Genomic DNA, 15,084 nt, shown 5'->3' with positions numbered 1-15,084 from the left:
TCCCTGGACATGAGGGCAGAAGATGCAAGGGTATGCTGAGGAGTACCCCCCCTACAACGGCCTCGCATTCTGCAGGCGATAGACGCGCGTGGCAGTGCCGTGGAACAGCGCCGCCGTCTCGGCCTCGCCGGCGCCCGCGGCCAGCCGCTTGAAGGCATTCCACAGCACGGCATAGCTGCACATGCCCTTGTCCACCGGGAAGTTGCTCTCGAACATGCAGCGGCCGGCACCAAACATCTCGATGCAGGCTTCGACATAGGGGCGCCAGGCCGCAGCCAATGCCAGGGAGTCGGGAGGCTCTGGCTGGCGGTGGAAATCGAAGCCGATCACCTCCATCGCCAGCCCGCCGAGCTTGACGACGACATTGGGGCAGGAGGCCAGGGCTGCCATGGCCAGGCGCCATGTCGCGAAGACCTCCGCCCGCCGCCCGGCAAAGGGGCCGATGCCCAGCGGGCCGCCGCAATGGTTCACCACGATCGTCAGCGCCGGCACGGCTCGGGCGAGCGCCAGGACCTGCGGCAGCTGCGGATGATAGGCCCAGACGTCAAGCGTGAGGCCAAGGGCCACAAGCCGCGCCGCGCCCTGGTGGAAGGCAGGGTTGGCGAGTGGCCCCGGGGGTGGGGATTCGAGGTTGCTGCGCACCTCCGGCGAGGGATCCCAGGCGGTGCGGTTGCGGACGCCACGGAAGCGCCCGCCGGCGATCGCCGCATGCGCCTCGAGCAGCGGGGTCACCCGATCACCCAGGGTGAGGTCCACCATGCCGATGATGCCGGCGCAGGCGCGGGTCGGGCTGGCCAGGTCAGCGGCGCTCGCCTGTGCGATGCTGGCGATGAAGCGGGTCTCGCCAAGCGAGCGGCGTTCCGGGGGGGCGTCCTGGTCGTATCGGGAATTGCACTGCACGAAGACAGTGGCGCGGATGTTATGGCCGGAGGCGGTGTCGCGCATCAGATCATCAAGCAGATAGCGCTCATCCGCGCGGTCCCACATGTGGTGGTGCGGGTCCACGATGGGCAGCGCCGGCTGGAGGATCGGCTCCTGGTGGCGCTCCAGCCAGGCTTCGCGAATGGCGATCTGGCGGGAGGCGTTCAGCAGCGGTTCAGGAGGGGCAGACATGGGGCTCCGGCGGGTGAGGGCCCGCCATCTTCACCGAAGGCCGCCCCCCTGCGAAGCCCCGGCTAGGCCCAGCCCCAGTCCTGCACGTTCCAGGTGATGTCCGTGACATAGGAGTTCGGCTTGACTCCCTGGAGCGGCTTCTTTTTCAGATGCGCCTGGCGCGTCGCGCCTTGCGGGGCAAAGGGCACCTCCTGCAACAGGATTTCCTGCACCTTGGCATAGGTCGCCTTGCGGTCGGCCGTGGCGGTCTGCGTGACACCGAGTTCCAGTAGCCGGTCAACCTCGGGGTTGGCGTATTGCGTGTAGTTGGAGCCGACGCCGGTCTGTACCGGGATCTGCTTGGAATGCGCCCGAGCCGTATAATCGGGATCGAGGCCGACGGTCGGATCCCATGCCACCAGCAGCGTGTCGAACTGGCTGCGCGTGGTGTATTCGCCCCAGACCACGCTGGCCGGCATGTTGCGAATTTCCATCTCGACGCCGATGCGCTTCCAGTTCTGTTGGAACAGCGCCTCGGTCGCCTGGCGGGATGGGTTGCCGGCGGTGGTGGACATGGTGAAGTGCAGCTTCTCGCCGTTCTTCATCCGCACATTGTCGGGCCCCATGGTCCAACCCGCCTCGTCCAGCAGGCGCGAGGCCAGCTCGGGGTTCGGCGTCTCATCGACCAGGGCGGCGTTGTAGGCCCAGTGCGCCGGCGACAGATAGGAGAGCGTCCGCTGATAGGTCCCGAAATAGACGTCGTCGATAGACTTCTGCATCTCGCAGGCGATGTAGAGCGCGCGCCGCACCTTGGGATCGGCGAACATCGGCTTGCCGCAGTTGAAGTAGATGAACTGCACATTCGGGCTGTTCAGGATCAGCATGTCGCGGTCGGCGATCTTGCCGGCCTCGTCCCAGCGGTCATTGGGCACGCCGGCCAGCGCCATGTAATCGACCTCGCCGGTCCGCGCCTGGCCATACAGCACGAGCTGGTCGGGCACGACCTTGTGGATGAACTGCCGCACCTTGGACGGGCCGCGATGGTAGTTGGGGTTGCGCTCGTAGATCGTGTGGCTGCCGGCGGTGCGGCTGCGCAGCATGAAGGGGCCGGTGCCGACGGGTCGGGTGTTGAAGGGGGCGGTGTTGATATTCGCCTCGCCGGCCAGCAGATGCTTCGGCACGATATGCATGTTCTGCCAAGCCCAGAGGAAGGGCACGAAGGCGCGGGACAGCTCGATTTCGATGTTGAGGTCATCGACGACCTTGAAGGTCTTGATCAGGTCGAAGCCGCCACGGCTGCGCACCGCGACCCCGGGGTTCATGATGGTCTGGTACGTGAATTCGACATCATGCGCGGTGAAGGCATGGCCGTCGCTCCATTTCACCCCCGGCTTCAGCGCGATCTTCCAGATCAGCCCGCCGCTGGAGATCCCGCCATTCTCCCCGCTCGGCACCGCCGCCGCGAGGTTGGGGATGAAGGTGCCGGTGTCGTCGATGTCCCAGAGCGCATCGAACATGCAGGCCTCCGGCACGTTCTCGGTGCCAGAGTTGACGTAGAGCAGCGGGTTGAACTGCACCGGCTCCTGCGTCATGCCGAGGATGATGCGGTCGGTGTTCTGCTGCGCCAGCGCGGGTGTGGCGAGCCCCGCCGGCAGGAGCAGCCCGCCGGCGCCGGCGATCACGCCGCGGCGCGACCAGCCAGGAGAATGCATCGTCTCTGTCATGGCAGGAGATCCTTCTTCATCGGTTGAGGGTGAGGCGTGGATCGAGCGCGTCCCGCAGGCCGTCGCCGAGAAAATTGAACCCCATGACGGTGAGCGTAATCAGCACGCCCGGCAGCACCGCGAGCCAGGGCACGGTGTCGAAATACCCCTGGGCATTGGTCAGCATGTTGCCCCAGCTTGCCAGCGGCGGCTGCACGCCATAGCCGAGGTAGGAGATATAGCTTTCCATCAATACCGCCGAGGCGACCTTCAAGGTCGCCGCGACCAGGATCGGGGCGGCGGCATTGGGCAGCAGTTCGCGGAACATGATCCGCCCGCTGCTGGCGCCGAGCGCCCGGGCAGCCAGGATGAAATCCTGCTCGCGCAGATGCAGCACCTCGGAGCGCACGATCCGTGACACCTCCATCCAGGAGGTCAGCCCGATGATCAGCGACATGGACAGCAGGGTCGGCGGGATGAAGGCCGCGATGACCAGCAGCAGGAACACCTGCGGGAAGCACAGCATGGTATCGACGAAGCGCATCAGCAGCGCATCGACCCAGCCGCCCAGATAGCCCGCGAGCACGCCGATGCTGGCCCCCGTCAGCACCGTCGTCAGCATCGCCACCAGCCCGACCGTCAGCGACACCCGCCCGCCGTAGAGCAGCCGGCTCAGCGTGTCGCGGCCGATCTCATCGGTGCCGAGGGGATGGGTCGCCGACTGGAATGGGGCCATGAAGCGCAGGCTGGTATCCAGCTCCACCGGATCATGTGGCGCGATCAGCGGCGCGAACAGCGCCGCGGCGCAGAGCAGCACCACCACCACCGCCCCGAACAGCGCCAGCCGATGCCCGGCGAAGCGCCGCGCGAGCCGCCGCCCCGCGCCGAAATTCACGGCGACCGTGGCTGTCATGCGAGCCGCACCCGCGGATCGATGGCCGCGATCGCGACATCGGCGAGCAGATTGCCGACAATGACGAACAGCGCGGTGAAGACGATCATGCCCATCAGGATCGGGTATTCCTTCATCGAGAGCGCATCCACGAAGAGCCGCCCCATGCCCGGCCAGCCGAAGATCGTCTCGGCCACCAGCGCGCCCGAGAAGAGGAAGGGCAGCTCCACACCCAGCAGCGCGATCAGCGGCTTGACCGCATTGGGGAAGGCATGGCGCAGCAGCCGCTGGTGGAAGCGCAGCCCCTTGGCCCGCGCCGTCCGCATGTAATCCTGTTGCAGCACCTCAAGGAAGGCGGATCGCGCATAGCGGCTCCAGCTCGCGGTGATGACGAGGCCGAGCACCGCGGTCGGCAGCACCAGATGCCGCAGCAGGTCGATGATATTGTCTTCCTCGCCCAGCTCGAACATGCCCCCGCTCGGCAGCCAGCGCAGCCGGACGGCGAAGACGTAGATCGCCATCAGCCCGAACCAGAAGGTCGGGAAGGACAGCGCGAAAAGCGCGCCGCTGGTGGCCAGGTAGTCGAAGATGGAATGCCGCTTCACCGCGCCGAGGATGCCGATGGCCAGCCCCAGCACGATGGCGACGGCCAGCGCCGAGCCCATCAGCAGCATCGTTGCCGGCACGCGTTCCAGGATGACATCGAGCACCGGGCGCCCGCCGAAGAAGGTATTGCCCCAGTCGCCGCGCAGCATGCCGGTCGCCCATTTCACGTATTGGATGTGGATGGGCTGGTCGAGGCCGAAGATGATCCGGATGCGCTCGATGTCCTGCGCATTGATGCTGGGGTTCAGCGTATAGACCGCGAGCGGCCCGCCCGGGGCCAGATGCATCAGCGCGAAGCCGATCAGGGACACGCCGATCACCAGAGGGATGGATTGCAGCAGCCGGGTGGCGATGAAGCGGAGCATGCTGCCTCCTCTATCCGGGGCTGTCGTGGTCGGCGACGAAATGGCCGGGCGCCACCTCGCGCAACAGGGCGCTCTCACCCGCCGTCCAGGCCTCGGTCGATACCGTTCGGCGTGGCGCGTCGGGAACCGGCTGCGGCACGGCGGCCAGCAGCATGCGCGTATAGGGATGGCGCGCATCGAAGAAGAGCGCCTCGCGCGGCGCCAGCTCCACCACGCGGCCGCGGTACATCACCGCGACCCGGTCGCAGATCTGGCTGATGACGCCAAGGTTGTGCGAGATGAAGACATAGGTCAGCCCCAGCTCCGCCCGAAGCCGCTGCAACAGGTTGATGATCTGCGCCTGGATCGAGACATCCAGCGCCGAGACCGGCTCATCCGCCACGATCAGCCGGGGCCGCAAGGCCAGGGCGCGGGCGATGCCGATGCGCTGGCGCTGGCCGCCCGAGAATTCATGCGGGTGGCGCTGCGCCGCCTCGGGCGGCAGCCCCACCATGCGCAGCAGCGCCGCCACGCGTTCGGCCAGTTCGGCGCCCCGGGCGATGCCATGGATCTCGAAGGGGGCGGAGAGGATGCTGCCGATCGAATGCCGCGGGTTCAACGAGCCATTGGGGTCCTGGAAGATGATCTGCATCTGCCGGCGCAGCGGCAGCATGCGCTGGCGGGACCAGCGGGTGATGTCCTCGCCCATGAAGCGGATGCTGCCGCCGGTCGGTTCGGTCAGCTTGAGGATGGTCTTGCCGGTGGTGCTCTTGCCGCAGCCGCTTTCGCCGACCAGCCCCAGCACCTCGCCGTGCTGGACGGACAGGCTGATGCCATCCACCGCCTTCACCGGCGCGCCCGCCCGGCGCAGCAGCCCGTGGCGGGTCGGGTAGTGCTTCTGCAGGTCGCGCAGTTCGAGCAGGGGCTCAGACATGCTGGTGCCGCCAGCAGGCCACGGCCTGTTCCGGGCCGATCCGTTCCAGCGCCGGGCGCTCTGCCACGCAATGCGCCGTTGCCAGTTCGCAGCGCGCGGCGAAGGCGCAGCCTTCGGGCAGCGCCAGCAGCCCGGGCACGGTGCCGGGGATTTCGGCCAGGGCAGCGGGGCGTTCGCGGGCGATGCGCGGGATGGAGCGCAACAGCCCGCGCGTATAGGGATGCCGCGGGCGGCGGAACAGCGCGCCCACCGGCGCGGTTTCCACCACGCGCCCGGCATACATCACCGCCACCCGATGCGCCGTCTCCGCGACCACGCCGAGATCATGGGTGATGAGCAGCATCGCCATGCCCATCTCGGCCTGCAGATCGCGCAGCAGGCCGAGGATCTGCGCCTGCACGGTCACATCCAGCGCCGTGGTCGGCTCGTCGGCCACCAGCACATCCGGGCGGCAGGCGATGGCGATGGCGATGGTCACGCGCTGGCGCATGCCGCCCGAGAGTTCATGCGGATGGCAGCGCGCGATGCGCGCCGCGTCGCGGATGCCGACCTGGTCGAGCAGCGCCACCGCCGCGTCGCGCGCGGCGCGGCGCCCGGTGCCGAGATGGCGGCGCAGCGGCTCCTCGATCTGCCGCCCGATGCTGATCACCGGGTTCAGCGCGGTCATCGGCTCCTGGAAGATCATCGAGATGCGGCGGCCGCGCAGATCCTCCATTGCTCGTTCCGGCAGGCCCAGCAGATCGACGCCATCGAGCGCGACCTGGCCCCGGTCGATCTCGATCGCCGAGGTTTCCACCAGGCGCATCAGCGCCAGCGCGGTCAGCGTCTTGCCGCTGCCGCTTTCCCCGACCAGCCCCAGCGTCTCGGCCCGCCGCAGGCTGAAGCCGACGTCATCCAGCGCCCGCAGCGCGTGCCGGCCGGTGCGGATACGGACGCCGAGGCCCTCGACCCGCAGCACCGGCGCCCCGGCCGCCTGGGCCGGGGCTGCCCGCGCAACGGCGTCGGCCAGCAGGCTCAAGACGTCATGCCTCGGCCGGTTCCGGCACCGTCTCCCCGGCGGCCCAGGCAGAGATGTCCTCGCCCGGGCGCTCGCCGGCGATGGCCGCGGCAACGCCATCGCCGATCAGGGAGCCGAGCTTGAAGCCATGGCCGGAACAGGCGCTGATCACCCAGCCCGCGGCCCCGGTCGGCTTGACCAGGAAGCGTTCATCCTCGGTGACGGTGTAGTAGCAGGCCTTGGGTTCCAGCACCGCGTAGCGGTCCATGCCGAGGAAAGCGTTGCGCAGCGTGGGCCAGAGCCGCGCCAGATCCTCCTCGGTCGCGGTGCGGTCGGCATCGGCGTCGCCGCGGCGGGAGAAGACGTGATCACCAACCTTCAGCCGGGTGCCGCGGCGCGGCGGCAGGATGTAGATGCCGCCGCCCGCCGCCTGGTCCAGCAGCACCGGCGCCGCGGCCCAGGCCGCCGCGAGATCGGTCGGCGGCGAAAGATACAGCACGGCCTGGCGCGAGGGCACGCTGATGCCCTTGATCGAGGGCTCCAGCCGATCCGCCCAGGCGCCGGCCGCCACCACCACCACATCGCCGGACCAGGTCTTGCCATCGGCGACCAGCGTGCCGCGATCGGGATCGACCTCCGTGACCTTGGTGCAGGCATGCAGCCCCACGCCGAGCCTTCCCAGCAGCACCACCATGTCGGTCATGATACGGATGGGAAACAGCATCCCCGCACCCGATGTCTCCACCACCCGCTCCACGCCCACCGGGTTGAGCATCGGAAACCGCGTCGAAAGATCGGACAGCGGCAGGTCGCGATAGCCGATGCCGAGTTCGTTCAGCGAGGCGACGGTCGCGTCATACCAGCCATTGTCGTGGCGCAGCACATAGACGGCCCCGGTCGGCTCGTAATGCGAGGTGCCGATATCGGCCCAGAGCCGGTCCCAGGTGCGGAACGCCTCAGGCATCAGCCGGGCATAGCCGGACATTTTGCCATAGGCGTGACGGGTGATGCGATGCTCGTCGTAGGAGGAGGCCTTGGGGTTCGGCAGCGGGCCCTGCTCGAACAGCTCCACCTCCCACCCGCGCTTGCGCAAGCCCCAGGCGCAGGAGAGCCCGGCGATGCCGCCACCAACAACCAAAGCCTTACCGGTCATGCAAACTCTCCCATGTGCTGTGCGGTCTCGCCGGCATCCGGCGGCACGGGCGGCACCCAGCCGCGCCGCTCCCGCCAATCCAGCGGCACATTCTTGAAACGGTCCAGACGCAGGCTGCTCAGATCGGCAAATTGGCAGCTGCCATGCAGCGCCAGATCGGCGATGGCGCGGCCCGAGGCCGGCGAGAGGCCGAAGCCGACGCTGGACATGGTGGCCGCGACCACATTCGGCGGGTCCTCCAGCACATCCAGCACCGGGCGCCCATCGGGCGTGTTCTCGATCACCCCCGCCCAGCTGCGGATCACCCTTGCATGGGCGGCGCGGGGGAACAGCGTCGCGACGCGATGGGCGAGGTTGCGCAGCAGCGGCGTCCCGGGCCGGTCGGGCGGCGGCTCCTCGGCCAGCCATTCATGCGGCCCGCCGCCATAGGCGAGGTTGCCGCGCAGGGTCTGCCGCCCGTAGAGCCCGTTGCCGTCCACGCCCCCGTGCCGCATCGGCGGCAGCGGCTCGGTCACGATCATCTCCGCCCGCGCCGGCGCCATCGGCAGATGCGCCCCCAATCGGCCGAGCAGCGGCCCCGTCCCCGGCCCCGCCGCGACCACCAGCGTGTCGCAGCCGAAGACGCCGCGATCGGTCTCCACCGCCGTGACCTTGCCGCCCCTGCGCTGGAACCCGGTGAGGGTGGTGTGCTGGAGGATGCGACCGCCGAGATCCTCCAGCGCCCAGGCATAGGCCTGCACCGTCCGCTGCGGATTGGCATGGCCGCCGAAGTCGAAGAAGACCCCGCCCGCCGCGGCCTCGGTGACCAGCGGTGCCGCCTCGCGCAGCGCCTTCGGGTCCAGCATGGTGGCGGAAAAGCCATCCTCGGCGGCGATCTCGGCCATGCGGCGGAAACGCTTCAGCCCCATCTCGTCCATCGCCACACCGATACGGTAGGGGCGGTGCTCGGTCGGGTAGCCGAGCAGCGCATCCATCTGCGGCCAGAGATGCTGTTCCTCGCGGAACAGCGGGCTCGCGTAATGGGTGCAGCCGCCGCCATTGCGGCCCGAGGCCTCCCAGCCGACGATGCCGCGTTCCAGCACCAGCACCGCCACACCCTGCCGCGCCAGCCACCAGGCGGCGCTGAGGCCGGTGACGCCGCCGCCGATCACGATCACGGCGGCGCCCGTGGCCTCGGTATCCTGGACCGGGGCGCGCATCACAGATGCCCCGGATCGACGGGCTCGCCGTAGCGGTCGAGGTGTTCCCGCGGCGTGCCGATGTCGCGCCAGGGCACCCATTGGCCCTGGATGCCGAACCAGACCTCCCAATGCGCCGCCATCTCGGCCAATTCTTCGGTATCGGCGAGCAGGCCGAGCGGCAGCGGCCGCACCGGGGCGCGGTAGCTGGCCAGCGGGATTGTCTCCAGCGGCGTATCGGTCGCGAGCGCCAGCAGCATCGCCACCTGCTCGCGGCAGCGGCGGCCCTGGCAGGGTCCCATGCCGGCGCGGGTCAGGCGCTTGACCTGGTCGGGATGCACCGGCCCGCCGTTGCCGAGGCTCGCGACCGGGCGTGGGGGCGGGGCGTCCAGATAGCGCGGTGGGCGCAACTCCAACAGATCGCCACGCGAGACCTCCTCGCATTGGCACACCAGCGTGCCGGCGCCGCCGGTTGCGATCAGCCCGCGCATCCAGTCCATCCGATAGGCGATGGCGTCGGCAGGGGCGGGCAGGCGAGGCGGGGCCGCCTCCGCCACAGCGAGACCCAGGCTGCGTGCCGCGGCCAGCGCGGCGCGGCGGCCGGCCGCCGCGGCGTCATCCCCGAGCCCGGCGCCATCGCCGGCGATGAAGACCATGGACAGGCTGGTGGCGCCATCGGCATCCAGCACCGGCACCCAGCCGCCGCGCAGGGCGTCGAAGGCCAAGGCGCAGCCCAGGACCTGCGCCAGTTCGACATTCGGCACGGTGCCGACCGCCAGGACTACGGTATCGGCCTCCAGCAGCGGGCCGGGGCTGCCATCCGTGGCCACGAGGCGCAGCGCGGTCACCCCATCCGGCCCACCAATGGCTTCACCCGGGAGCATGCCGCAGAGCACCGGCACGCCGCGCCCATCCAGCGCATCGGTCGGCGCCTGCGGCACGTCGCGCGCCTCGATGACGGCGGCGACCGCGATGCCCCGCTCGAGCAGCAACAGCGCCGTCTCGATCCCCAACGTGCCCGAGCCCAGCACCACCGCCCTGCGCCCGGCAAAGGCGTCGTAGCGCCCGAGCAGCGCCGCGACCGCCTGGGCGCCCACCACGCCAGGCTGGTCGGAGCCGGGAAACCCCAGCACCAAATCGCGCGCCCCGGGCGCCAGGAGCAGCCGCTGCGCGCCGCAAAGCCAGGAGCGTTCGGCATCGGCCAGCCCCAGCAGCAGCCCGGGCAGCGCCTGCCGGTTCGGGCCATTGGCGAAGGCGCCCCAGCAGGCGGTGCCGAGCCGCACATCCACACCAAGGTCGAAGGCCTCGGCGAAGCCTGGATCGCTCGCGATCACCTGCTCCAGCATGCGGGCGGGGCGCCCAGTGGCGGCGGTGGCGCGGCCGCCATAGAGCAGCGGCACGTCGAGGCCCATCTGCGCGCTCTCGACCGGGTTCTCGTCGATCAGCAGCACGCGCAGCCCGGCCTCCGCCGCGGCGATGGCGGCGGCGAGCCCGGCCGGGCCGGCGCCGACCACCGCAAGCTGGAAGGTCTCGGCGGGCGGCGGGAACTTGCCGGTGACGCTCCTGGGATCGGTCGCGGTCATGCCCGTCCCGATGCGTTCGGGCAGGTCACGGCAAGGGCTCCCGCTGGCAGCAGCCAGGACGGCGGAACATGGCACATCGCATGCGACAACAACCGGACCAGCAGGGCATCCCCACCTCATCTGTCCGCGACCAGCATTTTCTTCCCGCCGGCATGATCGGGGCAAGTGCCGGACCGGCCAAGCGAAATCTACGGCCGGCGCGGGTCAGCCCGACGCCCCGTGGCTGCCCGCCGGAGAGGCGGGGCCCGGGCGGTTGGGATGGACCTGCCTCCCCTGCGGGCAACACCGCGTCCAGGGCGGCAGCCGTGGCGCCACGCAGGGCTTGAACCCCCCGTGCTCGCGCCCGCAGTCTGGACCCGCACCCGCCGGGCGGCGCTCGCCCCCGGGGGCGAGCGGCCACATCGCGCTCAAGGAGACCCCGCCCATGCAACGTCGCAGCCTGATGAGCGCCGCCGGCGCCGGACTGGTCACCTCCCTGGCGGGGCCCGCGCCGCTGCGGGCGCAGACCGCCAGCACCCTGCGCTTCACGCCGCAGCAGGATCTGGTGACGCTCGATCCGGTCACCACCACGGCCTATATCAGCCGCAATCATGGCTACATGGTCTTCGACACGCTTTACGGGATGGATGGCGATTTCCAGGCCACGCCGCAGATGGTGGATGGGCACAGCATCGAGGATGACGGCAAGCTCTGGACCCTGACGCTGCGCGAGGGCCTGTCCTGGCACGATGGCGAAAAGGTCCTGGCGCGGGATTGCGTCGCGAGCATTCGCCGCTGGGCCCGCCGCGATCCTTTCGGCGCGACGCTGATGGACGCGACCGAGGAATTGTCCGCCCTCACCGACCGCATCATCCGGTTTCGCCTGAAATACCCCTTCCCCCTGCTGCCGATCGCCTTGGGCAAGGCCTCGGTGCCGGTCTGCGCGATGATGCCGGAACGGCTGGCGATGACCGACCCCTTCCGCCAGGTGCCGGAGATGATCGGCAGCGGCCCCTTCCGCTTCAAGGCGGATGAGCGGGTGCCCGGCTCGCTGAATGTCTATACCAAGTTCGATGGCTACGTGCCGCGCAAGGACGGGCCGCTGGCCTGGACCTCGGGGCCGAAGATCGTGCATTTCGATCGCGTCGAATGGCGCTCGATGCCCGATCCGTCCACCGCCACCTCGGCCATCGTGGCCGGTGAGGCGGATTGGATGGAATATGCCTACCACGACCAGCTGCCGCTGCTGCGCCGCGCGCGCAATGTGGAGGTGCGCGTGCTGGACCGCACCGGCTTCGTCGCCATGCTGCGGATGAACCATTTGCAGGCCCCCTTCAACAACCCCGCGATCCGCCAGGCGCTATGGGGGGCGATCGACCAGACCGCCTTCATGCAGGCGCTGGTCGGCTCGAACGAGCCGAGCCTGTACCACGTGCCGCTCGGCTTCTTCTGCCCCGGCACGCCCATGGCGACGGACGCCGGGCTGGCCCCGCTGAGCGGCCCGCGCGACTATGGCAAGGTTCGCGAGGCGCTGCATGCCGCGGGCTATCGCGGCGAGACGGTGCTGCTGATGGTGCCGTCGAACTCCGCGGTGCTTTTGGCCCAGGGCGCGGTGATGGAGGACATGCTGAAGCAATGCGGCATGGCCGTCGAAGTCTATGCCGTCGAGTTCAACGCCATGCTGCAGCGCCGCAACCGCAAGGGGCCGGTCGCCGATGGCGGCTGGAGCGCCTTCGTCACCAACTGGTCCGGCGCCGACTGGCTGAACCCCGCGGGCCACATCGCGCTGCGCGGCAATGGCGAGGCGGGCTATGCCGGCTGGGCCAGCATGCCGCGCATCGAGGAACTGCGCACCGCCTGGTTCCGCGCCCCGGACGAGGCCGCGCAGCAGGCGATCTGCCGCGACATCCAGATCGAGGCGATGCGCGAGGTGCCCTATTATCCGCTCGGCCAGTACAAGCAGCCGACGGCCTATCGCCACGACATCACCGGCGTGCTGGACGGCTTCCCCACCTTCTGGAATGTTCGCCGGACGTAGTCCGGGGGCGGAACAGGTGGGGATGCAGGACAACGACACGGCGCGCGCCACGGCGCGGGGCTGGATCGCGGAGAACCGGGAGCGGCTCTCCGCCTTCAACGCGCGGATCTGGGCCCATGCGGAGCCGGCCTGGCGCGAATACCGCTCCGCCACCGATTACGTGGAGTTGCTCCGGGCCGAGGGGTTCGCGGTCGAGGCAGGCTCCGGCGGCATGCCCACGGCCTTTGCCGCGAGCTGGGGCGAAGGCGGGCCGGTGCTCGCGAGTTTTTCCGAATACGATGCGGTGCCGGGCAATTCACAGCAGGTGGTGCCGTACCAGGCCCCGCGCGCGGGGCTGCACCCCTATGCCGCGGGGCATACCGATCCACATTCGGTGCTGGGCACCGCGGCGCTGGCCGCCGTGCTGGGGGCCAAGGCCGCGATGCAGGCGCATGGCATCCCCGGCACGCTGAAGCTCTTCGGGGAACCTGCGGAAAAGGTCTGCGGCTCCAAGCCCATCCACGCCGCCAAGGGCTACTACGACGGGCTGGATGCGGTGGTGGTCTGGCATCCCTGGCCCTCCAACACCGTGACCGGGGAGACGCAGTTCGGCGCCTATTGGAGTGCCATCATCACCTTCGAGGCGGAGGCCCCGGAGCAGTGGATCGATCCCTCGCTGATGCCGATCGAGGGCGCGCATGCCGCCGCCCGCTGCCCCGGTGCGCTGGATGCGCTGTGCCTGATGTACACGACGACGAAATACACCAAGGAGGCGATGTTTCCGCACGCCGGCTCCTGGACGCTCAATGAATTCGTGCTGGGCGATGGGGGCGCGACCTCGGATAATCTGACCCCGCGGTTCGCGCAGATCCAATATTCCTGGCGCTCCTCCGCGCTGGGCATCCAGGAACAGATTTGGCGGGTGCTGGCGAATAATGCGCGCCATGTCGCCGGCATCACCGGCTGCCGCGCCTTTGTCCGCTGGGTCACCAAGACGCGCGTCGGGCTGCCGAACACGGTGATGACCGATCTCACCTGGAAGAACCTGCAAGCGGTGGGCGCCCCCAGCTATGCCGAGGAGGCGCTGGAATTCGGCCGCGCGATGCAGCGCAGCCTCGGCCTGGAGCCGATGGCCGATCCCTTCATCGCCGATGTCAGCCGCCTGACGCCGCCTGAGGCGAATGAGGCGAAGGTGCGCGCCGGGCTGCCCTCCTGGCAGAAGCATCTGAGTGCCGACGACTATGTGGAGTTCTGCTGGCACGCGCCCACCGTGCGCCTGCTCGCGGCCCGTCCGCGTCTGCGGCCGCCGTCGCCGGGCTACGCCTATCCGATCTGGGCCTATAACGCGCTGGGCGGGCTGCCCGCGGCGGTGGACCCCGGCCTGTTCGTGGCGGCGGAGACGATGGCCCTGACCCTCGTTGACCTCGCGACGCAACCGACTGTGCTGGCGGCGGCCCAGGCCGAGTTCCGTGAGCGCACCGGTGGCGGCATCGGCGGCGCAGGCTGGGTCGGGCCTTTGCTGCCGGCCGATTTCAGCCCGCCGGTCGATCTGCGCTGGCCGGAATACGTCACCACCGCGCGGGGCGAGGAATGGTGCATCCCCACCCCGCAGGACGGCACCGGGGCCGGCGAGGCACTCTGACCACGGGCGCCTGCTCGCTACCGGGAAGGCGCGCCTCGCGCCGAATCCAGCAGGAAGCCGCGCAGCTGCGCGACATGGGGATCCCGCGCCGCCCCCGGCCGGGCCCGCAGGACGAAGACATAGGAGCCGGGCATCGCCAGCGGCGCGAACAGCCGCACGAGGCGCCCCGCCGCCAGCTCCGCATCGACCATCGGGCTGCGCCCGAGGGCGATGCCAGCCCCCGCGATGGCCGCCCCGATCGCATGGTTGAAGTTGCTGAACCGGATAATGGTGCCGCGCGCCCCCGGCAGGCCCAGCGCCGCCAGCCAGCTTTGCCAGCCCTTTTCCAGGCTGCCGGCGTGCTCCTCCTCCAACAGCCCATGCCGCAGCAGTTCGGCGGGCAGACCCTGCAGGCCGAGCGCAGGGCTGCAGACCGGAAACACCGTCTCGGCGAACAGCAGCTCGTCCGGCGGCTGGACCTGCCCCGCGCGGACCCGGCCGATGGCCAAGTCTAGCCCTTCCCGCCGCAGGTCGGGCTCCTCCTCAATCGCCCGCATGTGCCAGGCAACACTCGGGTGCCGTGCCGCGAAGGCGGCCAGGCGTGGTGCCAGCCAGAGCGAACCCAGCGAGCCATTGGCCGAGATCGTCAGCAGGGGCCGCGCCTCGGCCGCCAGGCCCCGCACCGCGGCGCAGCTCGCCCCAAGCTGGGCGAAGGCCGCCTCCACCCCCTCCAGCAGCAGCAGGCCGGCGGGGGTGGGCGCGGTGCGGGTGGCGCCGGCGCCATTGGTGGCGCGGGTCAGCAGCGGCGTGCCGAGCGCGGCCTCCACGCCGCGGATCTGATGGCTCACGGCACTGGTGCTGACGTGCAGCGCCTCGGCCGCACGGGAAAAGCTGCCGTGCCGGGCGACGGCGGCGAAGGCCCGTAGCGCGGCCAGCGGGGGGATCCGGTCGTTCATCGCCGTTTAAAGTGGCTCAACAGCAGGTG

The 15,084-nt window shown here is 69.9% G+C and carries 12 protein-coding genes; 2 read left to right on the top strand and 10 right to left on the bottom strand.

The features are described 5' to 3' along the window. Window positions 1-51 precede the first annotated feature (51 nt). The 9 genes from C8P66_RS20330 to C8P66_RS20290 form a co-directional block, all read right to left on the bottom strand. Window positions 52-1,113, bottom strand: coding sequence for an amidohydrolase family protein (locus tag C8P66_RS20330; RefSeq protein ID WP_111400121.1), 1,062 nt, complete (start codon window positions 1,111-1,113; stop codon window positions 52-54). Window positions 1,114-1,175: 62 nt separating this feature from the next. After that, window positions 1,176-2,816, bottom strand: coding sequence for a peptide ABC transporter substrate-binding protein (locus C8P66_RS20325; RefSeq protein ID WP_111400120.1), 1,641 nt, complete (start codon window positions 2,814-2,816; stop codon window positions 1,176-1,178). A gap of 16 nt (window positions 2,817-2,832) precedes the next feature. Then, entirely contained in the window at window positions 2,833-3,708 is an 876-nt protein-coding gene (locus C8P66_RS20320) for an ABC transporter permease (protein WP_111400119.1), read from the bottom strand. Continuing rightward, window positions 3,705-4,658 (bottom strand): ABC transporter permease, encoded by a 954-nt coding sequence (locus C8P66_RS20315; protein ID WP_111400118.1) that lies wholly within the window; start codon window positions 4,656-4,658, stop codon window positions 3,705-3,707. Before C8P66_RS20315 ends, C8P66_RS20320 begins: the two co-directional genes overlap by 4 nt. Before the next feature lie 10 nt (window positions 4,659-4,668). Continuing rightward, window positions 4,669-5,571 (bottom strand): ABC transporter ATP-binding protein, encoded by a 903-nt coding sequence (locus C8P66_RS20310; RefSeq protein WP_111400117.1) that lies wholly within the window; start codon window positions 5,569-5,571, stop codon window positions 4,669-4,671. Beyond that, window positions 5,564-6,589 (bottom strand): ABC transporter ATP-binding protein, encoded by a 1,026-nt coding sequence (locus C8P66_RS20305; RefSeq protein WP_245903704.1) that lies wholly within the window; start codon window positions 6,587-6,589, stop codon window positions 5,564-5,566. Before C8P66_RS20305 ends, C8P66_RS20310 begins: the two co-directional genes overlap by 8 nt. Window positions 6,590-6,593: 4 nt before the next feature. Then, window positions 6,594-7,721 carry an NAD(P)/FAD-dependent oxidoreductase gene (locus C8P66_RS20300; RefSeq protein ID WP_111400115.1) on the bottom strand — a complete coding sequence of 376 codons (1,128 nt, stop codon included), beginning with the start codon at window positions 7,719-7,721 and terminating at the stop codon, window positions 6,594-6,596. Then, the gene (locus tag C8P66_RS20295) at window positions 7,718-8,920 is read right to left on the bottom strand and encodes an NAD(P)/FAD-dependent oxidoreductase (RefSeq protein WP_111400114.1); all 1,203 of its coding nucleotides are present in this window, start codon (window positions 8,918-8,920) and stop codon (window positions 7,718-7,720) included. Before C8P66_RS20295 ends, C8P66_RS20300 begins: the two co-directional genes overlap by 4 nt. Next, the gene (locus C8P66_RS20290) at window positions 8,920-10,482 is read right to left on the bottom strand and encodes an FAD-dependent oxidoreductase (RefSeq protein WP_111400113.1); all 1,563 of its coding nucleotides are present in this window, start codon (window positions 10,480-10,482) and stop codon (window positions 8,920-8,922) included. Before C8P66_RS20290 ends, C8P66_RS20295 begins: the two co-directional genes overlap by 1 nt. A 424-nt stretch (window positions 10,483-10,906) precedes the next feature. Here C8P66_RS20290 and C8P66_RS20285 point away from each other — a divergent pair, with 424 nt between their 5' ends. Next, window positions 10,907-12,499 (top strand): ABC transporter substrate-binding protein, encoded by a 1,593-nt coding sequence (locus C8P66_RS20285; RefSeq protein WP_111400112.1) that lies wholly within the window; start codon window positions 10,907-10,909, stop codon window positions 12,497-12,499. 22 nt (window positions 12,500-12,521) lie between these two features. Beyond that, window positions 12,522-14,120, top strand: a complete 1,599-nt coding sequence (locus tag C8P66_RS20280) for a M20/M25/M40 family metallo-hydrolase (protein ID WP_111400111.1) — start codon at window positions 12,522-12,524, stop codon at window positions 14,118-14,120. Window positions 14,121-14,137: 17 nt separating this feature from the next. Here C8P66_RS20280 and C8P66_RS20275 read toward each other — a convergent pair whose 3' ends face one another. Then, window positions 14,138-15,055, bottom strand: a complete 918-nt coding sequence (locus C8P66_RS20275; protein WP_111400110.1) for a LysR substrate-binding domain-containing protein — start codon at window positions 15,053-15,055, stop codon at window positions 14,138-14,140. Window positions 15,056-15,084: the final 29 nt, after the last annotated feature.

It is taken from the genome of Humitalea rosea, assembly GCF_003253705.1.
Taxonomy (GTDB): domain Bacteria; phylum Pseudomonadota; class Alphaproteobacteria; order Acetobacterales; family Acetobacteraceae; genus Humitalea; species Humitalea rosea.
The sequence above is the reverse complement of the archived record's forward strand: the minus strand, read 5'-3'. Positions and strand labels throughout refer to the sequence as shown.